The organism is Arthrobacter sp. AG367 (genome assembly GCF_007828995.1).
GTDB lineage: Bacteria > Actinomycetota > Actinomycetes > Actinomycetales > Micrococcaceae > Arthrobacter.
Genome location: NZ_VIVE01000001.1, coordinates 654,632 through 677,176, shown reverse-complemented (window position 1 = coordinate 677,176; position 22,545 = coordinate 654,632). Strand labels below are relative to the sequence as shown.

Here is a 22,545-nt window from a genome sequence, read left to right as displayed (position 1 = left end):
TTTGAATAGGAGACACCCGTGTCAGATGCCCAGCAGATCACCCTTCTCGTCGATGGCGAAGAGACCAAGGTGACTACCGGGACAACCGGTGCGGAACTCTTCTTTGAGCGCCGTGATGTTGTTGTGGCCCGCGTCAACGGCGAGCTGAAGGACCTGGACCAGGAACTGCCCGAAGGCGCCGAGGTGGAAGGCGTAACCATTGATTCGCCCGACGGCCTGAACGTCCTGCGCCACTCCACCGCCCACGTGATGGCACAGGCAGTGCAGCAGCTGCGCCCCGACGCCAAACTCGGCATTGGCCCCTACATCACCGACGGTTTCTACTTCGATTTCGACGTCGCCGAGCCTTTCACCCCCGAGGATCTCAAGACCCTCGAAAAGATGATGCTCAAGATCGTCAACCAGAACCAGAAATTCGTCCGCCGCGTGGTCAGCGAGGACGAGGCCCGCGAAGCCATGAAGAACGAGCCCTACAAGATCGAACTGCTCGGCAAGAAGAACGACGCTGCCGAGGCAGGCGAGGGCGTGAACGTCGAGGTCGGCGCCGGTGACATCACCATCTACGACAACGTGGAGCGCAAGGAAGGCACCACCGTCTGGTGTGACCTCTGCCGCGGCCCGCACCTGCCCAACACCAAGATGATCTCCAACGCCTTCGCGCTGACCCGTTCGTCGTCGGCGTACTGGCTGGGCAACCAGAAAAACCAGCAGCTGCAGCGCATCTACGGAACCGCGTGGCCCACCAAGGAAGCGCTGAAGGCATACCAGGAGCGCATTGCCGAGGCCGAACGCCGCGACCACCGCAAGCTCGGCTCGGAACTCGACCTCTTCTCCTTCCCGGACGAACTGGGCTCCGGGCTGCCCGTCTTCCACCCCAAGGGCGGCATCATCCGCAAGGAGATGGAGGACTACTCCCGCCAGCGCCACGTCGAGGCCGGCTACGAGTTCGTCTACACCCCCCACATCACCAAGGGCCACCTCTACGAGGTCTCCGGCCACCTGGACTGGTACAAGGACGGCATGTTCCCCGCCATGCACGTGGACGCCGAACTCAACGAGGACGGCACCGTGCGCAAGCCCGGCCAGGACTACTACCTGAAGCCGATGAACTGCCCCATGCACAACCTCATCTTCCGCTCCCGCGGCCGGTCCTACCGTGAACTGCCCCTCCGGCTGTTTGAATTCGGATCGGTCTACCGCTACGAGAAATCCGGCGTGGTCCACGGCCTCACCCGCGTCCGTGGAATGACACAGGACGACGCCCACATCTACTGCACCCGCGAGCAGATGAAGGACGAACTCACCAAGACCCTGACCTTTGTCCTGGACCTGCTCAAGGACTACGGCCTGAACGACTTCTACCTGGAGCTGTCCACCAAGGACCCGGAAAAGTACGTGGGCGACGACGCCACCTGGGAGGAAGCCACCAGAACCCTTGCCGAGGTGGCCCAGGAGTCCGGGCTGGAGCTGGTGCCCGATCCGGGCGGAGCGGCGTTCTACGGCCCCAAGATTTCCGTGCAGGCCAAGGATGCACTGGGCCGCACCTGGCAGATGTCCACCATCCAGCTGGACTTCAACCTGCCCGAACGCTTCGAACTGGAATTCCAGGCCGCCGATGGCAGCCGGCAGCGGCCGGTGATGATCCACCGTGCGCTCTTCGGCTCGGTGGAGCGGTTCATGGGCGTCCTCACCGAGCACTACGCCGGCGCGTTCCCCGCCTGGCTGGCTCCGGTCCAGGTGGTGGGCATCCCCGTGGCGGAGGCGTTCAACGAGTACATGTTCGACGTCGTCGACCAGCTTAAGGCCGAGGGCATCCGCGCCGAGGTGGATACGTCCTCGGACCGGTTCCCCAAGAAGATCCGCACCGCCAGCAAGGACAAGATCCCGTTCGTGCTGATCGCCGGCGGCGACGACGCGGAGGCCGGCGCCGTTTCCTTCCGTTTCCGCGACGGCAGCCAGGACAACGGCGTGCCCGTGTCGGAAGCGGTCAAGCGGATCACCGACGCCGTCCGCAACCGGACCAGCTAGCGAACGGAAGCAGCACAGTGCAGGAGAACACAGGCGCAGAATATCCAGGCGATGCCGGCGTTACCGACGACTTCGCCCTCGCCGGTGTCCCCGACGCCTTCCAGCGCCTGTGGACTCCGCACCGGATGGCCTACATCAAGGGCGGGCAGCACCAGTTCAAGAATGAGAACGACTGCCCGTTCTGCGTGGGCCCCGCCCGCACCGACGAAGAGGCGCTCATCGTCTACCGCGGCCGGACCTGCTACGTGGTGCTGAACCTGTTCCCCTACAATCCCGGGCACCTTCTGGTGTGTCCGTACCGGCATATTCCGGACTACACGGACCTCACTGTCGAAGAAACCGCCGAATTTGCCGACCTAACCCAGACGGCAATGCGGGTCCTGCGCAAGGTGTCCAATCCCGGCGGCTTCAACCTGGGCATGAACCAAGGGGTTGTGGGCGGAGCCGGCATCTCGGCGCACCTGCACCAGCACATCGTTCCGCGGTGGGGCGGGGACGGCAATTTCTTCCCCATCATCGCCCAAACCAAGGCCATCACCCAGACCCTTGACGAGGTCCGGAGACAAGTGGCCGAAGCCTGGCCCGGGGAGTCGGATGCTGAATAGGCATGCCCGCGGTTTTTTCACCGCACTGTTCACCCCGCTGGCCCGCTGGCTCCTGAAGATCGGTGTCTCCCCGGATGCGGTAACCATCCTCGGAACTGCAGGTGTTGCGGCCGGAAGCCTGGGCTTCTACCCGCTGGGGCAGCTCTTCTGGGGCACGCTCTTCATCACTGCTTTCATCTTCTCGGACGTCCTGGACGGCATCATGGCCCGGATGCAGGGTGTGAAGAGCCGCTGGGGGAACTTCCTCGACTCCACCCTGGACCGGGTTGCCGACGGTGCCCTCTTCGCCGGGGTGTCCGTCTGGTTCTTCACCGGCGGCAACAACATGGCCATCGCCGTGGCCGCCCTGCTCTGCCTTGTCCTGGGCATGGTTGTCTCCTACGCCCGGGCGAAGGCGGAGTCGCTGGGCTTCACGGCCAACGTGGGGATCGCCGAGCGGGCGGAACGCCTGGTATCCATCCTGGTGGTGACCGGCCTGACCGGCCTGGGCCTCCCGCCGGTGGTGCTCCTGGTCACACTGGTCCTCCTGGCGGCGGCCAGCCTCATCACCGTCGTTCAGCGCGTTGTCTCGGTACGCCGGCAGGCATTGGCAGAGCCCACGCCCGCAGATTAGACATGATTAAGCCTGCCGTGCGGCGGGGGACTAGTATATAAGTGCCCGGTCAAGCGACCCGGCAATCCGTGCGTGCACCTCCGGCAGCTGCCGCCGCATGCCCGGCGAAGATCATCTGTCTACCCATAGGGGTTTTTGTGTCTACACCTGATGTAAGCAACGAGGCCGGTTCGTCCGCGAACAGCGTCACGGGCAGCAGCCGCGTGAAGCGTGGCATGGCCGAGATGCTCAAGGGCGGCGTCATCATGGACGTCGTCAACGTCGAGCAGGCCCGCATCGCCGAAGACGCCGGTGCCGTGGCAGTCATGGCGCTGGAGCGTGTTCCGGCCGATATCCGTGCCCAGGGCGGCGTGTCCCGCATGTCCGATCCCGACATGATCGACCAGATCATTGATGCCGTGTCCATCCCGGTCATGGCCAAGGCCCGCATCGGCCACTTTGTCGAGGCCCAGGTCCTGCAGTCCCTTGGTGTCGACTACATCGACGAGTCCGAGGTCCTGACCCCCGCCGACTACATCAACCACATCGACAAGTGGAACTTCAAGGTTCCCTTCGTCTGTGGCGCCACCAACCTCGGTGAGGCCCTGCGCCGCATCAACGAGGGCGCGGCCATGATCCGCTCCAAAGGCGAAGCCGGCACCGGCGACGTCTCCAACGCCACCGGACACATGCGCAAGATCCGCTCCGAGATCGCCCGGCTGTCCTCCCTGCCCGAGGACGAGCTCTACGTCGCGGCCAAGGAACTGCAGGCCCCGTATGAACTGGTCAAGGAAGTTGCCGCCGCCGGCAAGCTGCCCGTCGTCCTGTTCACCGCCGGCGGCATCGCCACCCCCGCTGACGCGGCCATGATGATGCAGCTCGGTGCCGACGGCGTCTTCGTCGGCTCCGGCATCTTCAAGTCCGGCAACCCCGCCCAGCGCGCGGCCGCCGTCGTCAAGGCCACCACCTTCTTCGACGACCCCGACGTCATCGCCAAGGCCTCCCGCGGCCTCGGCGAAGCCATGGTGGGCATCAACGTCGACGAGATCCCCCAGCCGCACCGCCTCGCCGAACGCGGCTGGTAACACCCTCCTCGCGTCCTCTTTGGGCGCCTGGCGGCGCTGATCCTCTGCACGCTATTCCCCGCGCCTCGTTTGGCGGCTTTGTCGCTGGTCGGGGCGCGGGGCCCCTTTTACGCGTGCTGCCGGATCACCCCCGCCTGTCGCTGGTGGTCGCCTCACCTAAGTAATGACGACGCCGGTTCCTCACCTTCTTTCGGTGGGGGACCGGCGTCGTACTTCTTTAAGGTCAGGGGGTTACTCCAGGCCGCGGCGCCTTAGCAGGGGGTCCAGCTGTGCGTCGCGGCCCCTCACGATGCGGAACAATTCCAGCGGGTCGCGGCTGTTGCCCCGGGAGAGCAACTCCTGCCGGAAGCGTTCGCCGTTCGCCCTGGTTAGGCCGCCGTTCTCCTTGAACCAGTCAACGGTCTCTGCGTCCAATACTTCGCTCCAGATATAGGAGTAGTAGCCCGCCGCGTATCCGTCCCCGGCGAAGATGTGCTGGAAGTACCCGGTGCGGTACCGGGGCGGAATCAGGCGATGGGCGATCCCGGCGGAAGCCAGGGCCTTCGCCTCAAACTCCAGCACATGGTCAGGGGCACCGCCCGGTTCCAGCACATGCCACGCCAGGTCAAGAAGGGCAGCTCCCAGGTATTCGGTGGTGGCGAATCCCTCGCCCCAGAGCCGGGATTCCTCCAGCCGGTCCACGATGTCCTGCGGCAGCGGCTCGCCGGTGATGTGGTGGCGTGCGTAGTTGGACACTACATCCGGCCACATGATCCACATTTCGTTCACCTGCGCAGTTCGTCCAGGGTGAGAAGCGTCAGTTCACCCGCGGGCGGCTTGGAAATATTCAGGGTATTGATCACCACGGGCCGGGTGCCCAGCAGCGCCGATTGGTCCACGAGCGAGTTCATCCAGGCGCCGCCGCGCTTCGATTCGCGCGCGTAATAGTCGCCCAGGAACAGCCCCAGGGCGGAGCCGTCCTCGTGGCGGACCTCCCAGATACGCACGTCAGGGTGGTAGCCGTGGAGGTCGGTCCGCTCGTGGAAGGTGACGCCGTACAGGGATGTGGCCGCAAAAAACACGCCGTCGTTAATGGTGCGGTTGAGTTCAAAGTACGGCCGGAGCGCCTGTTCGTCGACGTCGTACTTTTCCCGCCGCACCTTGGCCGAGTAGTAGGCCCAGTCCCACGCTTCCAGCGGGTGGCCGGCAACCCCGGCCAGCGCCGCCGCCTCGGCGTCGGCATTGCGGATGGCGGCCGGCGCCATCCGGCCCAGCATGGTCCGGACCGCTTCGAAGTCCGGCGCCGTCTGCCGGTCAACCACAAGTTCGGCATAGTTGGCGAACCCCAGCAGCCGTGCCTTCTCCGCCCTCAGCCCGGCCATGTCCCGGGCCAGGTCCAGGACATCCAGGCTGCCGCCGTCACTGCCCCTCGCCACGGAGGCTTCGAACAGGCGACGGCGGACGTCACGGTTCTCGAGTGCGGCGAGGGCAGGCTGGTTGCCGGGCTGGATCAGGGTGAGCAGGTATTTGCCGTCGTGTCCGGCGTCGCGGGCTGCAACCGCTGCGCTGGCGACGTCGTCGGCCGGCAGCCCCGCCAGGTCGCCCGCGTCATCCAGCAGCAGTGCGGCGGACTTCATTCCTTCCTTGACCCGCTGGCCGAACTCGGTGCCCAGGCGCGCCAGTTCGGCGTTGATGGCGCGCAGCCGCTCCTGGCCCGGCGCATCCAGCTGGATGCCTGACTGGCGGAACTCTTTGAGGTATTCCTCCACCAGGCGGGCCGACTCGGGATCGCAAGTGTCCGTATCGATGGCGGCGAAGCGTTCGAACAAGGCCCTGTTGAGGTACACCTCGTCCTGGTGGGCCTGGAAGCGCGGGGACAGTTCTGTCTCCAGCTCCCGGATTTCCTGCGACGCATCTGCCGACACCAGGGTGAAGAACGCCGCGGCTGACCGGTTCAGCAACTGCCCGGAACGTTCCATGGCCAGGGCCGTGTTCTCGAATGTCGCGGGCTGGGCGTTGCCGGCGATGGCCCCGATCTCGTCCAGGTGCGCGGACAACCCCGCGTTGATGGCTTCACGGTACTGCTCCACGGCGATGGTTTGGAACGGTGGAAGGCCGTAGGGCAGGGGACTGGCGGAAAGGAGCGGGTTCGTCATGGGGTAAAACCTTTCACAGCGGGGCACGCTTCTCAATTGGGGGGATGGAGGATGCGCTCCCAGCCTGTGTCCCTACAATTGCCGCTATGGGGCCCGGCACGGGCCGCATTCGACGCGACCTGCATGGCACGCGCAAAAGGCATGGCAATGACGAAGGGACCGTGGCCCATGACCAAGGTTGGCAGCAGGCCCGGGACCGCCTTCCTGGGCATACCGTTCCGATGGCTGGGGCCCGGCGCCATCATGGTGCTGGTGGCGGTGTACGGCGTCTTCTGGTTACTGGCACGCCCTGCCGGCGAACCTGTCCTGGGGCATGTTGGGCAGCTCTTCGGTGGCGAGTCCGTCTTGTTGTATTCGATCGCGCTGGTCCTGGTCAGCACCCTCCCTCACGTCGAGCCGATTTTTGGTGGCATTGACCACGCCGCCATTTGGCACCGCAGGGCGGCAATTATGGCAACCATCCTGTTGCTGCCACATATTGAACTTGCCGCCAATCCGGGAGCAACCAGCCTGGGCAAGACGTTGGCAGTGGTTGCCATCAGCGGCCTGGCCGCGTTGGTGGTGTGGGCAGTCCTGCCGCGCTGGCGGACGATGCTTCCCGCACCTCTCCGCCGCCTGGTCCTGGCATCTCTTGGAACCCGGCCGGTCCAGATGGCGGCCCGCGTGCTGGGTGGCTACGAGCGGTGGCGGGGCTTCCACCGGCTGACCGGCTTGTTCCTGGCCGCCGGCTTCCTGCACGGCCTGCTCGACGCCAGCGCGTTTGAGGCCGTGCCCGCGCTCCGGTGGAGTTACGTGGTTATCGGCGGGACGGGACTGGGGTTCTACGCCTACCGCGAGCTGCTGTCGCGGCATTTCCTGCCGCACCACGACTACCAGGTTGCGTCCGTCCGGCCCGTTGCGCCGGACCTGGTGGAAGTGGCGCTCCGTCCCCTGGGCCGGCCGCTGGATTTCAGGCCGGGCCAGTTCGCCATGGTCTACCTGGAAACAGCAGAGGGCTGGCAGCGGCACCCATTCTCCATCTCGGGACCGGCAGAGGAAGGTGGAATCAGCATCACGGTCAAGGCGCTGGGCGACCATACAGCCAGGCTTCCGGACGTGGTCCAGCCGGGGATGCCGGCCGTGGTCGGTGGGCCCTACGGACGCTTTGACCGGCACCGCGGCACGTCCCATCAGGCCTGGATCGCCGGCGGTGTGGGAATCACGCCCTTCCTCAGCTGGCTGCGGTCACTGGACGGGGAGCTCCACGAAGACGTCCACTTCTTCGTGACCTCGGCAGGTCCGTCGCCCTTTGCCGACGAGATCACTGCCGCCGCCTGGAATCAGCCACGGCTCACGGTCCATCTGGTGGACACCGAGGCGGATGGCCGGCTCACCCCGGAGGCAGTCCTGGCCGCAGTGGGAACCGAACCACGCCAGCTGTCGGTTTTCATGGGCGGACCGGATCCCATGCTGCGGCAGTTCCGCAAAGCCTTCCGGGCCGCCGGAGTCCGCCGGGCCAACATCCACCGGGAGTACTTCCAGTGGCGTTGACCGGGATGCCGCACCTCTGCCGGTAACCCGGGTCAGTAGTCTTTTTGGTCAGCGCGGCCGGCGGGCAGCGTGCTCCCGGGCCAGGACGGCAAAGGTGTCGTCCGGGTTGCCGGGGGAGAAGCTGCCGAAGTTGCGCTCCGCTGCGGTGCGGATGAGGAAGTCGGCGATGGCGGGGTTCTTCGGCAGCAGCGAGCCGTGCAGGTAGCTGGCCACGATGTTGCGGTAGCGGGCCCCTTCATGGCCGTCGTTGCTGTTGTTACCCGTTCCCTTGGCCACGGTACCGAGTGGCCGCACACCGCTGCCCAACGTGGTTTGGCCGCTGTGGTTTTCGTAGCCGAGGACGTCGCCGAACTCATTGGTTGAGACTTTGACGTTGCCGATCAGGCGCTCATCGGTGCCGTGGGTTTCCACGTCCAGGATGCCGATGCCCGGGATGACAGCGCCGGTGCGGGTTTTGAAGAACCGGCCAAAAAGCTGGTAGAGGCCGCAAATGACCAGCATCGGCGCACCATCCTCGGCCAGCTCCTTGAGCTGGCCGGCCCGGGCCTGCAGGTCGTCCTGGATCACCAGTTGCCCGCTGTCCTGCCCGCCGCCGCCGACAATGATGTCCACGCCCTCGGGAAAAGGATCGCCCACGTTGTATTCGAGCAGTTCAGGGGTGTACCCGTGCCAGGAAATGCGGCGCTGCAGGACCAGGGCATTGCCCCAGTCGCCGTAGATGTTCATGTCGCGCGGATACAGCTGCACCACCCGGAGGGTGCCCTTGGACTGGCCGCCGGCCGTCGCTGCTTCTGCAGGATTCACGAGACAACCTCCACGGTGGTGATTTTGGACAGCTCGCGGCGGATGGCCAGCATAGCGGTGTAGGTGCAGAAAATCCGTTTGGGTTTGCCCTGGCCTTCCCGGATAAAGGCTGCCAGGGCGGCCGGGATGTCGGTCTGCACCGCTCCGACCTGGACGTCGTCGTACTGGAGCCGCAGCGCCATGTCGTAGGCGCGCGACCCGCTTATCATTTCCACCCCCGCCCCGCGCAGGGAATCAAATTCCACGTCCCACAGCCAGGACATGTCCCGCCCGTCCGCGTAGTTGTCGTTGATGGCGATCATGGTGGCGTACCCGGCGGCGGGGAAGGATTTCAGTCCCAGCCGGAAACCGCTGGGGTTCTTCACCAGCACCAGGTCCAGCGGCTGGCCGTCCACGGTGAGGCTTTCGCCGCGGCCGAAGGCCGGCGCCACCCGGGACAGCGCGTCCAGCAAAGTGGCGTGGTCGGCGGTGGCGGCGCCACCGCCGCAGATGCTGCGGGCCAGCGTCAGCGCAGCAGCGGCGTTAAAGATGTTGTAGACGCCGCGCAGCTTCATCGCCGTGGTGACCGTCCCGCCGTCGTACTCAAACTCGGCGCTGTCCGCGCCCACTTTGCGGAGCACGACGTCGGCTGCCGGCTTTTCCTGCAGGCCCGCCGGCGCGGGGCTCCCCGGAGCGGCACGCATGTCGTCGTCATTGGGAAAGGTGCCCAGCAGGGAGTCGTCAAGGCCGAAGTACTTGACCTCCTGGCCGGTCAGTGTATCCGCGATCCTGGCAACGCGGGGGTCCTCGCGGTTCAGGACCACGGTTCCTGTGGTCTTGGAAGCGATGTGCTGCAGGAGCTGTGCCGTTTTGTCGATCTCGCCGAAACGGTCCAGTTGGTCACGCAGAACGTTCAGCAAGAGGCAGTAGCGGGGCGGGACGCTGTTCACGAAATGGACCGCATGGGCTTCGTCCAGTTCCAGCACCGCGACGTCCGCGTCCAGCCTGCCGCGCCAGTCCACCTCGCCGAGGAGGGCCGCCGCCACGCCCCGGGTGAAGTTGCTGCCGGTCCGGTTCGTGAAGACCTTCAGGCCCTGGCTCTCCAGCAGTTCGACCACCATCTTGGTGGTGGTCGTCTTGCCGTTGGTACCGCTGACCACCGCCACACCATGGGGCAGCGTGGTGAGCGTCCGCCGCATGAAGCCGGGATCGATTTTCTCGACCACCAGTCCTGGAAGTGCGGACCCGCCGCCCCGCAGCCGGGACACCCTGCGGACCAGCTTGCCGAGCGGAACACTGAAGAAGACCATGTTTTGAATATATCCCAGCAGCGGCATGCAACCTTTGCCGGGGCCTCCGAGTGGCAGCAGCCATGGAGGGAGGGCCCGTATGCTGGAGGGATGACGAATCCCCCCTCTGCTGCTCCTGCGCGCGTGGGCTCAGGCCTGCGGATTGGCGTCCTGGCCCTCCAGGGAGACTTCCGCGAACACCTCCGCGCCGCCGAAGCCACCGGCGCGCAGGGTGTGGCTGTCCGCCGCCCGGAGGAGCTGGACGGCCTGGACGGCCTTATCATTCCCGGTGGCGAATCCACCACCATCGACAAGCTGGCGAGGGCCTTCGACCTTGCAGACCCGCTCCGGAAGTACATCGCCGAGGGACTGCCGGTCTATGGCTCCTGCGCAGGGATGATCCTGCTTGCCTCGGACATCGCCGATCCTGCCACCGATCTTTCGGGCGCCCCCCAGCAGACGTTCGGCGGCCTGGACATCACCGTCCGCCGCAACGCCTTTGGCCGGCAGCGCGAGTCCTTCGAAACCGATCTGGAGTTCAAGGGCCTGGAATTCAGCGCCACGGAATCAGGCGTGGCACTCGTGCACGCTGTCTTCATCCGCGGTCCGTGGGTGGAGCGGGTCGGTGCGGACGTGGAGGTCCTGGCGCAGGTGGAACCGGCGGACCCCGGCCAGGCGTCCCACGCCGCAGCGCTGCCCGGGACGGCTAGAATTGTCGCAGTGCGTTCCGGCCAGCTGCTGGCCACCTCCTTCCACCCGGAAGTGACCGGCGAGAAACGCGTACACGAACTTTTTATCCGCATGATCAGAGGAGAAGCGTAAAGCATGTCAGGCCACTCCAAATGGGCAACGACCAAGCACAAAAAGGCGATCATTGACAGCCGCCGCGCAAAGTCGTTTGCCAAACTGATCAAGAACATCGAAGTTGCCGCCCGGATGGGTGGACCGGACCTCGCCGGCAACCCCGGCCTGGAACTGGCCGTTACCAAGGCCAAGAAAACGTCCGTCCCCAACGACAACATTGACCGCGCCATCAAGCGCGGCGCCGGGCTCACCGGTGAAGTGGTGGACTACACCGAAATCATGTACGAGGCCCGCGGGCCCCAGGGCTCAGCCCTGCTGATCGAGTGCCTTACCGACAACAAGAACCGGGCGGCTTCCGAAGTAAGGCTGGCCATCTCCCGCAACGGCGGCACCATCGCGGACCCGGGCTCCGTCAGCTACCTCTTCACCCGCAAGGGTGTTGTGAACCTGCCCAAGAACGGCCTGAGCGAGGACGACGTCCTGATGGCCGTCCTCGACGCAGGCGCGGAGGAAGTCAAGGACAACGGCGAGACCTTCGAGATCCATTCGGAGCCGGGAGATCTTCCCGCCATCCGCGAAGCACTCAAGGAAGCCGGCATCGAGTACGACACCGACGAAGTTGAGTTCGTGCCCTCAATGCAGGTTGAGCTGGATGTGGACGGCGCCCGCAAGTTCCTGAAGCTTGCCGACGCCCTCGAGGACCTCGACGACGTCCAGAACGTGTACAGCAACGCCGACCTCAGCGACGAAGTCCAGGCCGCCCTGGAATCCGAGTGACGTCCCGCCTTGCCGGCTAGTGCGTCCCCGGAGGCTGTGCCGGGCACTTCGATGGGGGCCGGGTGACACTCCGCGTCCTCGGCGTTGATCCCGGCCTCACCCGGTGCGGCATTGGCGTGGTGGATGTTGAGCGGAACCGGCGGGCCAGCATGGTGGCCGTCGGCGTGGTAGGCACGTCCCCTGAGGAGACGCTGGACCGGCGCCTGCTGGTGATCGCCACGGCAATTGACGAATGGCTTGACCGCTACGAGCCGGACGTCCTCGCCGTCGAACGCGTCTTTTCCCAGCTCAACGTCAGCACGGTGATGGGCGTAGCCCAGGCTTCCGGCGTGGTCATCGCTGCGGCGGCCCGCCGGGGAATTCCGGTGGCGCTGCACACGCCATCAGAGGTCAAGGCCGCCGTGACCGGGAGCGGGTCCTCCAACAAGGACGCCGTGACCAAGCTGGTCACCAAGATCCTCCGCCTTGACGCGCCGCCGCGTCCGGCCGACGCCGCCGACGCGCTGGCGCTGGCCATCACGCACGCGTGGCGGGCCGGAAGCGGCGCGGCCGTGGCCACCACGGGTCCCGGCAGTTCATCCCTGACTCCCGCGCAGCGGGCATGGGCCGAGGCGGAGGCGAAGGCGCGCCGTGCACGCTGATTGTCCCTGCTGCTTGCTAGGGTATTCGTAAATATGTTCGGATAGCCGGGCCCTCACTGTGAGGCCGGCGGTACAACGGGAGCCCGGCCTTGATCAGTTTCCTCCGCGGAACCGTAGCGCATGTTGGCCTGTCCACGGCCGTGATAGACCTCAACGGTGCCGGGATGAGCGTCAACGCCACGCCCCAGACGCTCAGCAGGCTGCACGTGGGTGAACAAGGCCAGCTGTTCACCTCCCTGATCGTGCGGGAAGACTCGCTGACGCTCTTTGGCTTCGCCTCCGACGACGAACGCGAGGTCTTCGACATCCTGCTGAGTGTCAGCGGCGTCGGTCCCCGGCTTGCGCTTGCAGTCCTGGCCGTCCACGATCCCGAAGCAATCAGGGTTGCCGCGCACACAGGGGACAGCAAGACCTTCACGAAGGTCCCCGGAATCGGCCCCAAGGTGGCCGGCAGGATAGTGCTGGAGCTGGCTGGAAAGCTCGTCCCGCACGGAACCGCCGCGGCCCCCGGTGCCGCCACGCCCGCAGAAGCTGCCTGGAAGCCCCAGGTGGTGGCTGCCATGACCAGCCTGGGCTGGTCCGAAAAGGACGCCTCCACCAGCATCGACAAAGCCCTTGCGGAGGACCCGGAAGTGTCCTTCCGCGGCAACGTGCCCGAAATCCTGCGCACCACCCTCCGCTGGCTGGGCCAGGACGGCGCCCGGGCAGGCAACCGCGTAGGCACCCGTGGCTGAACCGTCCCTGGTCGCAGCGGGGGAGGAGCCGGAGGAGCGTGCCATTGAGGCGGCGCTCAGGCCCAAGAACCTTGACGACTTCGTTGGCCAGCACCGGGTGCGCAAGCAGCTGTCGCTGGTGCTCCAGGCGTCCCGGATGCGCGGACGGACTGCCGACCACGTGCTGTTCTCCGGGCCGCCCGGCCTGGGCAAGACCACCCTGGCGATGATCGTTGCCGCCGAGATGAACGCGCCGCTGCGCCTCAGCAGCGGACCTGCCATCCAGCACGCCGGCGACCTCGCAGCAATCCTGTCCTCGCTCTCTGAGGGCGAGGTCCTGTTCCTGGACGAGATCCACCGCATGTCCCGGCCTGCAGAGGAAATGCTCTACATGGCAATGGAGGACTTCCGCGTTGACATCGTGGTGGGCAAAGGGGCCGGTGCCACCGCCATCCCGCTCGAGCTGCCGCCGTTCACCCTGGTGGGCGCCACCACCCGCGCGGGACTGCTGCCGGGACCGCTGCGCGACCGGTTCGGCTTCACCGGGCACCTCGAGTTCTACTCGGTTCCGGAGCTGGAACTGGTGCTGCGGCGTTCTGCCGGACTGCTGGACCTGAAGGTCAACTCGGCCGGCTTCGCCGAAATCGCCGGCCGTTCCCGCGGCACTCCCCGTATTGCCAACCGGCTGTTGCGGCGCGTCCGGGACTGGGCGCTGGTGCACGGCGTCGAACAAATCGACGCCAGGACCGCGTCCGCTGCCCTGGATATGTATGAGGTGGACAAAAAGGGACTGGACCGGCTGGACCGGGCCGTCCTCGACGCACTCATCACCAAGTTCGGCGGCGGTCCGGTCGGACTGTCCACCCTCGCCATCGCCGTCGGTGAAGAAACCGAAACCGTTGAGACAGTCGCCGAACCGTTCCTGGTCCGGGAGGGCCTGCTGGGCCGTACGCCCCGCGGCAGGATTGCCATGGCACCGGCATGGACGCACCTGGGCTATGCCATCCCGTCCGGCGTCTTCGCGCAGGAGCAACTGGACCTTTTCGAGCCCGCCGGGGGCGATGCCGCGGCGGGGGACTGGGCCCCGGAGAGCCAATAGCAGGCTCCCTTCAGCTTTTCCCTTTAGACTGGTATGACGCCCGGCACGTTCGGGTCTTTGTTTCGCGGGTGGCCCTGACGCCCCCGTCGCTTGGGGAAGGAACATGTCAGGCGTTCTGCCTGCACCGCAAACCCGCCCCGGCCGAAGCGAAGCCAACGTCGCCGGAAAACCCAGCTACACCACGCTAAAGAACGGAATTCCCCTTGGATCCAATGTCAATTCTCCTGTTCGTCATGCTCGGCGTATTCATCTTCATGATGTTCCGCCGCAACAAGAAGACGCAGCAGCAGCAGGCAGAGCTCCAGTCGAAGTTTGCCCCGGGCGTGGAGGTCATGACCAGCTTTGGCCTTTTCGGCCGGATCGTGGACATCGACGAGGCCGAGAACAAGGTCACCCTTGAACTTTCCCCCGGCAACCTGGCCACTGTGCACCGCCAGGCCGTCACCAAGGTCGTTGAGCCGGTGGCAGAAGCCGCCGCCCAGCCGGCCGACGCCTCCCCGGTGGTTCCGGATGATGCGTCCTCCCTCACCACCCCGGAGTCCGGAAGCACCGCAACAGGTGCCGAGACTCCCGAGGAAACCCTGAAGCGCCTCAACGACGAGGGCAAAAAGGACAGCTAGGCCCGCTGGCCCCTTCCTCCCTCTACCGCTGCGGACCACCGCCGGCGCAGGCAGCAGCCCGCTCCGGCGGTTTCTCCGCGAACAAGAGAAAGATCGACAATGGCACGAACTGGCCGCAAGAAACCAGGGCTCCGCGTCCTGGTCTGGCTTGGTGTAATCCTGGCAGCGCTGACCGCCGTCCTGGCCGGCGGCACCATTGCCGGACAGGCCAGCTGGGCACCCAAGCTGGCGCTGGACCTCGAGGGCGGCACCCAGATGATCCTGGCCCCGAAGGTGGAGGGCGGTTCGGACATCAACGAACAGCAGCTCAACCAGGCGGTGGCGATCATCCGCCAGCGCGTTGACGGTTCCGGCGTCTCCGAGGCGGAAATCAGCACCCAGTCAGGGCGCAACGTGGTGGTCAGCCTTCCCGGCACACCCTCTGCCGAGACGCGCAACCTGATCCAGGCCTCGGCGGACATGAACTTCCGCCCTGTCCTCCTCAATGGCGACGGCGCAGCAGTTCCTGCCGAGTCGCAGACGCCGGAGGACCAGCTGCCCAAGCCGACCGCCGAGCCTGCCAACAGCAGTGACACCAACTGGATCACGCCCGAGATCTACAAGCAGTTCGAGGCACTGGACTGCAACAGTGCCGCTGCGGAGAAAGCCCAGCGGTCGGATCCCACCAAGCCGCTGGTGACCTGCGAGCCGGCCACGGACAAGTCGCCGGCCATCAAGTACATCCTGGGTCCCGTGGAGGTGAAGGGCAGCAACATCGTCACCTCGTCCTTCCAGCTGCAGCAGGGCGCACAGGGGGCTGTCACCAATGAATGGGCCGTCAACATCCAGTTCGACGCCGAGGGTACAGCCAAGTTCAAAGAGGTCACCGAACGGCTCAACCAGTTCTACGTGGCAGCCGGCGGCCAGTCGGGCACCGACCCCAAGTCCCAGTTCGCCATTGTGCTGGATGACCAGGTCATCTCCGCCCCGCGTTCCCTGGCTGTCATCACTGACGGCCGTCCGCAGATTACCGGTGGCTTCAATGAGAAGACGGCCAAGGCACTCTCCGACCAGTTGAAGTTCGGCGCCCTTCCCATCAGCTTCGACATCCAGAGCGAGCAGCAGATTTCCGCCACGCTTGGTGGCGAACAGCTGCGCATGGGCCTGCTGGCCGGCCTGATCGGGCTCCTGCTCGTGGTGGTCTACTCGCTGTTCCAGTACCGTGCCCTGGGCTTCGTCACCATCGCATCGCTGGTGGTGGCCGGTGCCCTGACGTACCTGGCCATCGCGATCCTGGGCTGGACGGAGAACTACCGGCTGTCACTGGCCGGCGTGGCCGGCATCATCGTGGCCATCGGCCAGACGGCAGACTCCTTCATCGTCTACTTCGAACGCATCAGGGATGAACTGCGTGAAGGGCGCGGCCTGGTATCCGCCGTCGAAAACGGCTGGAAGCGCGCCAAGCGCACCGTCCTCGCCTCCAAGGCCGTCAACCTCCTGGCCGCACTGGTCCTGTACTTCGTGGCAGTGGGCAACGTCCGCGGCTTCGCCTTCACCCTGGGCCTGACCGCCATCGCCGACCTCATCGTGGTGTTCATGTTCACCCACCCCACGCTGCAGCTCCTGGCCCGTACCCGGTTCTTCGGTGAAGGCCACAAGTTCTCCGGCCTCGACCCCGAACGGCTGGGTGCCGTCCCGCTGTACCGCGGCGCCGGACGCGTCCGCACCCCGGAGGACAAGCCCGTGGTGGTCCGCACCAAGAACACAGGGGCGGCTGCCGAGGCCGAGCGCCGCATGACCATCGCCGAGCGGCGCCTGGCAGAGAAGCAGGAACAGTTGGCTGGTTCGTCCAAGACCTCCGCGAAGGAGAACAAGTAATGTCAGGCTTCGCTACTTTCGGCAACGAGCTCTACACCGGGAAGCGCTCCTACGACTTCGTCGGCGCCAAGAAGATCTGGTTCATCATCGCCGCGGTGGGCGTGGCCCTGTCCATCCTTATCCCGGTGGCCAAGGGCGGCTTCAACCTCGGCATCGAATTCCGCGGCGGCTCCGAATTCACCGTGTCCAACGTCAAGACCACCGATGCCTCCATCGGTGAGAAGGCCGTGACTGATGTGGTGTCAGGCAGTGTTCCGCGGGTAGCCAACGTGGCAGGCAACACCATGCGCATCCAGACCGACAAACTGACGGATGACGAGACCCTCCGGATCAAGGAGGGCCTCACCACCGCCTACGGCGTTACCGACAACGAGGTGACCTCCACGTTCGTCGGGCCCACCTGGGGTGCAGACGTGACCAAGCAGGCACTGATCGGCCTGGGAGTATTCGTGCTGCTCGCGGCCCTGCTGATGGCCCTGTACTTCCGTACCTGGAAGATGTCCCTCTCGGCGCTTGCCGGCATGGCCGTCACCATGTTCATCACGGCCGGGGTCTATGCCCTCAGCGATTTCGAGGTCACGCCCTCGGCCATCATCGGGTTCCTCACCGTCCTCAGCTACTCGCTGTATGACACCGTGGTGGTTTTCGACAAGATCCGCGAAAACACGGCCGGGATCGACGCGTCCACGCGCCGGACCTTCGGCGAGGAAGTCAACCTTGCCGTCAACCAGACGCTGGTGCGCTCCATCAACACCATGATGGTGGCCATCCTTCCCGTGGGCGCCATCCTGTTCATTGGTGCCGGCCTCCTGGGCGCAGGAACCCTGCGTGACCTGTCCCTGGCACTGTTCGTCGGAATCCTCATCGGTACAGCGGCAACCATCTTCGTGGCGGCGCCGATGTACGCCTGGCTCCGCCAGGGCGAACCGGAGCTGGTGAAGCAGGCAAGGCGTGTTGAACAGCGCCGCGCAGGTGCAGCTGAACGGGCAGTTCCGGCATCGCCGGCCAAGGCCTGATCAGCAACCACCGGCAGCTTTAAACCACCCAAAGGCCGGGCGGCGCGTACTTTGCGCCGCCCGGCCTTTGCCTGTGCAGGCCCGGTTATAAAAGTCGCTGCCCGGAGGAATAGACTGGGGTAATTAAGACGGTGGTGAGGGGTGCTTCATTGGAAGAACGTTCGGCGTCAGCGCCAACGGCACAGGAGGAAAAAAATCCTGCCGGCATGCAAGCCGGTGCGGCACCTTCTGCGCGCCCGGGCTCATTGGTACCTGTCGATAACTCAGGATCCCGCCCCACGTTTCCCGGCCGCAGGGAGCGCACACGCTCCCGGCTTGCCCGCCTGACCGGACGGGGAACCGCCACATACTCACCCATCCTTGAGCCGCTGCTGCGGACCGTACGCGCCAACAACCCCAAAGAGGACTTCGACCTCATCCAGCGTGCGTTCGACGTCGCCGAGCGCAGCCACCGCGGGCAAAAGCGCAAGAGTGGGGATCCGTACATCACCCACCCGGTGGCTGTGGCCACCATCCTTGCGGAACTGGGCCTCAGCGGCACCACACTGGCAGCCGCCCTGCTCCACGACACGGTCGAGGACACTCCCTACACCCTGGCGGACCTGAAACGGGACTTCGGGCCGGAAGTGGCCATGCTGGTGGACGGCGTCACCAAGCTCGACAAGGTCAGCTTTGGCGAGGCCGCACAGTCCGAGACGGTCCGCAAAATGGTCGTGGCCATGGCCAAGGACATCCGGGTCCTGATGATCAAGCTGGCGGACCGGCTGCACAATGCCCGCACCTGGCGCTTCGTGTCGGCTGAATCGTCCGCCCGCAAGGCCCGCGAAACCCTGGAGATCTTCGCGCCGCTGGCGCACCGGCTGGGCATGAACACTATTAAGTGGGAACTTGAGGACCTGTCCTTCGCTGCGCTCTACCCCAAGGTGTACGAAGAGATCGTGCGGATGGTGGGGGACAGGACGCCGGAGCGGGAGAAGAGCCTGGGTGTCATCCGTGACCAGATCACTGAGGACCTCCGCGCTGCCCGGATTAAAGCCACCATCACCGGCAGGCCCAAGCACTACTACTCCATCTACCAAAAGATGATTGTCCGCGACAAGGACTTCGACGACATCAACGACCTCATGGGCGTCCGCGTCCTGGTGGACTCGGTCCGGGACTGCTACGCCGCCCTGGGCACCCTGCACTCGCGCTGGAACCCCCTGCCCGGCAGGTTCAAGGACTACATCGCGATGCCCAAGTACAACATGTACCAATCCCTGCACACCACGGTGATTGGCCCCGGCGGCAAGCCGGTGGAAATCCAGATCCGCACGCACGAAATGCACCGCCGGGCGGAGTACGGTGTTGCGGCGCACTGGAAATACAAGGACCAGCCCAACCGCACCGCCGTCGGTCCCGGAAGCCCGCGCGACGGAGACATGGGGTGGCTGCGCTCACTGGTGGACTGGCAGCAGGAAACGTCCGATCCCGGCGAGTTCCTGGACTCACTGCGTTTCGAAATCAATGCGCGCGAAGTGTTCGTGTTTACGCCCAAGGGCGAAGTCATGGCGCTCCCGGCAGGATCGACTCCCGTGGACTTCGCCTATGCCGTGCACACCGAGGTGGGCCACCGCACCATCGGCGCCAGGGTCAATGGAAAGCTGGTTCCGCTCAACAGCGAGCTGAACCACGGCGACTGGGTGGAGATTTTCACCTCCAAGGCCGAGGGGGCAGGTCCCAGCCAGGACTGGCAGCATTTCGTCAAGAGCGCCAGGGCGCGCAACAAGATCCGCCAATGGTTCAGCAAGGAACGCCGCGAAGAGGCAATTGACCGCGGCAAGGAACTGCTGACCCGTGCCATGCGGAAACAGAACCTTCCGCTGCAGCGGCTGATGACGCACGAGGCCCTGGCCGCCGTGGCCGAGGAATTCAAGTACGCGGACATCTCCGGCCTGTACGCCGGTGTGGGCGACGGGCATACCTCCGCCCAGTCGGTCATGGAGAAACTCATTGAAAGCCTGGGCGGCAACGAGAGTGCCGATGATGACGTCGAAGAGGTCAGCATCCCCACCCAGGTCAGCAAGGCCCGCTTCTCCGACTCCGGCGTCGTGGTCCGTGGAGTAGGCGATGTATGGGTGAAGCTGGCGCGCTGCTGCACGCCCGTTCCGCCGGACCCGATCCTTGGCTTCGTGACCCGGGGATCCGGCGTGTCCGTGCACCGCACCGACTGCACCAACATCTCCGACCTGAAGGACCAGCCGGACCGGATCGTGGACGTGGACTGGGCACCCACCCAGTCGAGCGTCTTCCTGGTGGAAATCCAGGTTGAGGCCCTGGACCGGAAATCCCTGCTCTCGGACGTGACGCGGGTCCTGTCCGACAACCATGTCAACATCCTTGCTGCCAGCGTCCACACGTCCACCGACCGGGTGGCCATTTCAAGATTCGCTTTCGAGATGGGCGACCCCAAATACCTCAGCCACGTCCTGAGCGCCGTCCGCAGGATCGACGGGGTTTTCGACGTCTACCGCACCACCGGGAACAAGCGCCGGAGCTAGCAGGGCAAGCTTTTCCAAAGCAGCCCGCTTGTGCGGGACCCTTGGGGTGGCCTCAATGGCGCGCACCAGCAGGCGCAGCCTGACATCCTGCTGCGGCCGGGCCAGCAATCCCGCCAGGGCGGGGACGGCCCGTTCGGCATCCACATGCAGGGCGATATCGAGTGCGGTCCGCAGCGGGCTGGAGACCATCAGTCCGCCGAGGCTGATCACATCGAAGGGCCCGAGCTTCACTTCGTGCAGCGTGCAGCCCCGGGTGTTCCGGAGACTGGACACCCTTCGCTTGGCGTCCACCAGCAGCGCCAGCCTCTCCGGTTCCGCTGCGCAGCCGTAGATCCAGGCCGCCGTCATGCGCCCGGCGACAACACGTTGCCGTATGGCCGCCGGGACGATTCCGGCTGCTGCCCTGGCCCGGAGCTGCGGCGATGCCGGTATTCCGGGGAGGGTGTAGCCATGCTGGTGGAAGCGGGCCAACAGCCCGTCGGCCGCCAGGGACTGCAACTCGGGAGCGGCGAAGGGCACGCCGGGTGCGTACAGGTCGGGAAAACGCGGCGGCGCGGCCGCCTCCCCAACGTTTGCCTGACAGCCCGGCCGTACGCCGGCAGCGGTGGCTTCCCTGCCGGGACCGGCGGCGGAGGGGATTGGAGATGAGGCCATGCCTTCATCCTGCCCCGACGCCGTTAACAGGCACAGGCCCGGCCCGGAGTATGTGGATAACACCCGGACCGGGCCTGTGCCCGTCAGTTCACGACAGAAAAATCAGGCAAGCTCGCTGGCGGAACGCTGGATCTGGTCGAGCCATGCCTGGCGTGCCTCGAGTGCTTCCTGGGCGGCCTTGATCTTGCGCTGGTCGCCGCTCTTCTCAGCCTTGGCAAGGTCTTCCTGGAGCCCGGCAATTGCGGATTCCAGCTGCGAGAGCGCGCTGTTGGTGCGTGCCTTGCGCTCGGGGTTGGACCGCTGCCACTGCTCTTCCTCAGCGTGCCGCACGGCGTCTTCAACCTTCCGCAGCCCGGCCTCGACCCGGCCCATGTCCGCGCGGGGAACCTTGCCGGCTTCCTCCCAGCGGTCACGAACGGACTGAAGGGCTTTCTTGGCCGCTGCCAGGTCCTTCACCGGCAGGATGGCGTTGGCCTCGGCCAGCAGCGCCTCCTTTACCGTGAGGTTTGCTGCGTACTCCTGGTCGATCTCCTCGTTGGCAGCCTGGCGGGACGTGAAGAAGACGTCCTGGGCGGCGCGGAACCTTGCCCAGAGCGCGTCGTCGTCCTTGCGGCTTGCCCGCGGTGAGGCCTTCCACTGGTCCATCAGCCGGCGGTACTCACCGGCAGCGAAGCCCCAGTCGGTTGATGTGGAGAGTGCCTCAGCCTCGGCAATCAACTTCTCCTTGGCGGCCTTCGCGGCAGAGTTGTTGCTGTCCAGCTGGGAGAAATAGGCACGGCGGTGCCGGTCGAAAACGGTGCGGGCGGCACGGAACCGCTTCCACAGGGCATCTTCGTTGCTGCGGCCCAGGCGGACGCCGCTCTTCTGGGCCGTCTTCCAGTTCTCGAAGAGCTCGTTCATCCGGGCGCTGGAGGTCTTCCACTGCGTCTGCGCCGGATCCTGGCCGGAGATTTCCTCTGCTTCAGCGACTATGGCTTCACGTGCTGCCAGCTCGGCGGCACGCACGGCGTCGTGCTCCGCCTTTTCGGCCTTTTCCAGCTCGGTGATCTGGCCTGCCAGCGCGTCCAGGCGCGCCTCCGCTGCACGGAGGTCGCCCACCATGTTGCGCTCGGCGAGCTGTTCCCGCAGGTGCGTCACGGTCTTCTGCATGTCGGTGCTGGGTGCCTTGGAGCTGACCCGCTGCTCCAGCAGGACGATCTGGGCCACGACGTCGTCGTACTTCCGCGCGAAGTAGAGCAGCGCTTCGTCGTCGCTGACACCCGGGTACTGGCCCACGGGGTGTTCGCCACCGTCGATGCTCAGGTAGACGTGTCCGTCCCCCTCCACCCGGCCCCATTTGGAGGCTTCGGCAACGGACGTACCAGGTGCAGCCGGAGCCGTAACCGCGGCCGGAGCGGCAGCGGCAGGCTTGGGACGCGACGCGAACGCTGCCGGTGACGGTGCAGACGGCCGCGGAGCGGGGGCAGGAGCCGGGGCAGGTGCGGAGGTCTCCGCTGCGGCGGTCCCTCCAGCCTGGTCTTCAGCGCCGTGGTCTTCGGTGGCCAGGGCCCCGCTGGCCGGGTCCCCGATGGCCTGGCTTTCGGCGGCCTGGGCTTCGTCAGCCTGCCCGGTGCCCTCATCGGAAGCGGCGGCTTCAGGGGTCACGGGGGACTGCCCGGCATTGGCATCAGTACCGCCAACCTCGGCCGGAGCCGCTGCTTCGGTCATGTCTGTTGCTGTTTCGTCGGATTTCTGACTGTCTGTCACCGCTAAAAGTCTTTCGCTTGGAGGGAAATAC

18 protein-coding genes and 1 pseudogene are annotated in these 22,545 nt (G+C 65.7%); 14 read left to right on the top strand and 5 right to left on the bottom strand.

What is annotated here, in order from left to right; all coding sequences use genetic code 11:
• Positions 1-18 precede the first annotated feature (18 nt).
• The 4 genes from thrS to pdxS all read left to right on the top strand — a co-directional run bounded on the left by thrS (position 19) and on the right by pdxS (position 4,310).
• Complete coding sequence (gene thrS, locus FB478_RS03050) at positions 19-2,028, top strand: threonine--tRNA ligase (protein ID WP_056390502.1); 2,010 nt, start codon at positions 19-21, stop codon at positions 2,026-2,028.
• Positions 2,029-2,045: 17 nt separating this feature from the next.
• On the top strand, positions 2,046-2,633 hold the full coding sequence (locus FB478_RS03045) for an HIT domain-containing protein (RefSeq protein WP_144599776.1): 588 nt from the start codon (positions 2,046-2,048) through the stop codon (positions 2,631-2,633).
• Positions 2,623-3,246, top strand: a complete 624-nt coding sequence (gene pgsA / locus FB478_RS03040; RefSeq protein WP_134164696.1) for a phosphatidylinositol phosphate synthase — start codon at positions 2,623-2,625, stop codon at positions 3,244-3,246. Before FB478_RS03045 ends, pgsA begins: the two co-directional genes overlap by 11 nt.
• A 137-nt stretch (positions 3,247-3,383) precedes the next feature.
• Positions 3,384-4,310, top strand: a complete 927-nt coding sequence (pdxS, locus tag FB478_RS03035) for a pyridoxal 5'-phosphate synthase lyase subunit PdxS (protein WP_026265780.1) — start codon at positions 3,384-3,386, stop codon at positions 4,308-4,310.
• 231 nt (positions 4,311-4,541) lie between these two features.
• On the opposite strand, the pseudogene FB478_RS03030 reads toward pdxS, so the two are convergent.
• Positions 4,542-6,445 (bottom strand): annotated as a pseudogene (locus tag FB478_RS03030) (M3 family metallopeptidase).
• 147 nt (positions 6,446-6,592) lie between these two features.
• On the opposite strand from FB478_RS03030, the gene FB478_RS03025 reads away from it, so the two are divergent.
• Complete coding sequence (locus tag FB478_RS03025) at positions 6,593-7,975, top strand: hypothetical protein (protein WP_144599775.1); 1,383 nt, start codon at positions 6,593-6,595, stop codon at positions 7,973-7,975.
• A 48-nt stretch (positions 7,976-8,023) separates the two neighbouring features.
• Here FB478_RS03025 and FB478_RS03020 read toward each other — a convergent pair whose 3' ends face one another.
• Together FB478_RS03020 and FB478_RS03015 are read right to left on the bottom strand one after the other, a co-directional pair.
• Positions 8,024-8,779 carry a type 1 glutamine amidotransferase gene (locus FB478_RS03020; RefSeq protein ID WP_144599774.1) on the bottom strand — a complete coding sequence of 252 codons (756 nt, stop codon included), beginning with the start codon at positions 8,777-8,779 and terminating at the stop codon, positions 8,024-8,026.
• Positions 8,776-10,068 (bottom strand): Mur ligase family protein, encoded by a 1,293-nt coding sequence (locus tag FB478_RS03015; RefSeq protein ID WP_186447717.1) that lies wholly within the window; start codon positions 10,066-10,068, stop codon positions 8,776-8,778. The genes FB478_RS03020 and FB478_RS03015 overlap by 4 nt, the downstream gene beginning before the upstream one ends.
• A gap of 90 nt (positions 10,069-10,158) precedes the next feature.
• Between FB478_RS03015 and pdxT the strand changes: the two genes are divergently transcribed.
• The 9 genes from pdxT to FB478_RS02970 all read left to right on the top strand — a co-directional run bounded on the left by pdxT (position 10,159) and on the right by FB478_RS02970 (position 20,114).
• Positions 10,159-10,869 (top strand): pyridoxal 5'-phosphate synthase glutaminase subunit PdxT, encoded by a 711-nt coding sequence (gene pdxT / locus FB478_RS03010; RefSeq protein ID WP_144599772.1) that lies wholly within the window; start codon positions 10,159-10,161, stop codon positions 10,867-10,869.
• 3 nt (positions 10,870-10,872) lie between these two features.
• Positions 10,873-11,628, top strand: coding sequence for a YebC/PmpR family DNA-binding transcriptional regulator (locus FB478_RS03005; RefSeq protein ID WP_018769340.1), 756 nt, complete (start codon positions 10,873-10,875; stop codon positions 11,626-11,628).
• Between the two features lie 62 nt (positions 11,629-11,690).
• A complete protein-coding gene (ruvC, locus tag FB478_RS03000; RefSeq protein WP_018769339.1) occupies positions 11,691-12,269 on the top strand; it encodes a crossover junction endodeoxyribonuclease RuvC in 579 nt (192 codons plus the stop codon).
• Positions 12,270-12,358: 89 nt separating this feature from the next.
• On the top strand, positions 12,359-13,003 hold the full coding sequence (ruvA, locus tag FB478_RS02995; protein ID WP_018769338.1) for a Holliday junction branch migration protein RuvA: 645 nt from the start codon (positions 12,359-12,361) through the stop codon (positions 13,001-13,003).
• Positions 12,996-14,081, top strand: coding sequence for a Holliday junction branch migration DNA helicase RuvB (gene ruvB, locus FB478_RS02990; RefSeq protein WP_018769337.1), 1,086 nt, complete (start codon positions 12,996-12,998; stop codon positions 14,079-14,081). Before ruvA ends, ruvB begins: the two co-directional genes overlap by 8 nt.
• A 212-nt stretch (positions 14,082-14,293) precedes the next feature.
• On the top strand, positions 14,294-14,701 hold the full coding sequence (gene yajC, locus FB478_RS02985; RefSeq protein WP_144599771.1) for a preprotein translocase subunit YajC: 408 nt from the start codon (positions 14,294-14,296) through the stop codon (positions 14,699-14,701).
• Between the two features lie 99 nt (positions 14,702-14,800).
• The gene (secD, locus tag FB478_RS02980; protein ID WP_018769335.1) at positions 14,801-16,558 is read left to right on the top strand and encodes a protein translocase subunit SecD; all 1,758 of its coding nucleotides are present in this window, start codon (positions 14,801-14,803) and stop codon (positions 16,556-16,558) included.
• Positions 16,558-17,574 (top strand): protein translocase subunit SecF, encoded by a 1,017-nt coding sequence (secF, locus tag FB478_RS02975; protein WP_056390484.1) that lies wholly within the window; start codon positions 16,558-16,560, stop codon positions 17,572-17,574. The genes secD and secF overlap by 1 nt, the downstream gene beginning before the upstream one ends.
• Before the next feature lie 149 nt (positions 17,575-17,723).
• Positions 17,724-20,114 (top strand): bifunctional (p)ppGpp synthetase/guanosine-3',5'-bis(diphosphate) 3'-pyrophosphohydrolase, encoded by a 2,391-nt coding sequence (locus FB478_RS02970; RefSeq protein ID WP_026265777.1) that lies wholly within the window; start codon positions 17,724-17,726, stop codon positions 20,112-20,114.
• On the opposite strand, the gene FB478_RS02965 is transcribed toward FB478_RS02970, so the two are convergent.
• Both FB478_RS02965 and FB478_RS02960 read right to left on the bottom strand, forming a co-directional pair.
• Entirely contained in the window at positions 19,995-20,768 is a 774-nt protein-coding gene (locus FB478_RS02965; protein WP_224083976.1) for a type IV toxin-antitoxin system AbiEi family antitoxin, read from the bottom strand. The genes FB478_RS02970 and FB478_RS02965 overlap by 120 nt on opposite strands.
• A gap of 102 nt (positions 20,769-20,870) precedes the next feature.
• Complete coding sequence (locus FB478_RS02960; RefSeq protein WP_026265776.1) at positions 20,871-22,514, bottom strand: DUF349 domain-containing protein; 1,644 nt, start codon at positions 22,512-22,514, stop codon at positions 20,871-20,873.
• Between the last annotated feature and the right edge of the window lie 31 nt (positions 22,515-22,545).

What these genes read in the sequence shown, in the direction of transcription:
- pgsA (WP_134164696.1), top strand. Translation starts at nt 2,623, where the DNA reads ATGCTGAATAGGCATGCCCGCGGTTTTTTCACCGCACTGTTCACCCCG.
- FB478_RS03025 (WP_144599775.1), top strand. Translation starts at nt 6,593, where the DNA reads ATGACGAAGGGACCGTGGCCCATGACCAAGGTTGGCAGCAGGCCCGGG.
- secF (WP_056390484.1), top strand. Translation starts at nt 16,558, where the DNA reads ATGTCAGGCTTCGCTACTTTCGGCAACGAGCTCTACACCGGGAAGCGC.
- pdxT (WP_144599772.1), top strand. Translation starts at nt 10,159, where the DNA reads ATGACGAATCCCCCCTCTGCTGCTCCTGCGCGCGTGGGCTCAGGCCTG.
- FB478_RS03005 (WP_018769340.1), top strand. Translation starts at nt 10,873, where the DNA reads ATGTCAGGCCACTCCAAATGGGCAACGACCAAGCACAAAAAGGCGATC.
- FB478_RS02965 (WP_224083976.1), bottom strand. Translation starts at nt 20,768, where the DNA reads ATGGCCTCATCTCCAATCCCCTCCGCCGCCGGTCCCGGCAGGGAAGCC.
- yajC (WP_144599771.1), top strand. Translation starts at nt 14,294, where the DNA reads ATGTCAATTCTCCTGTTCGTCATGCTCGGCGTATTCATCTTCATGATG.
- FB478_RS03015 (WP_186447717.1), bottom strand. Translation starts at nt 10,068, where the DNA reads ATGGTCTTCTTCAGTGTTCCGCTCGGCAAGCTGGTCCGCAGGGTGTCC.
- secD (WP_018769335.1), top strand. Translation starts at nt 14,801, where the DNA reads ATGGCACGAACTGGCCGCAAGAAACCAGGGCTCCGCGTCCTGGTCTGG.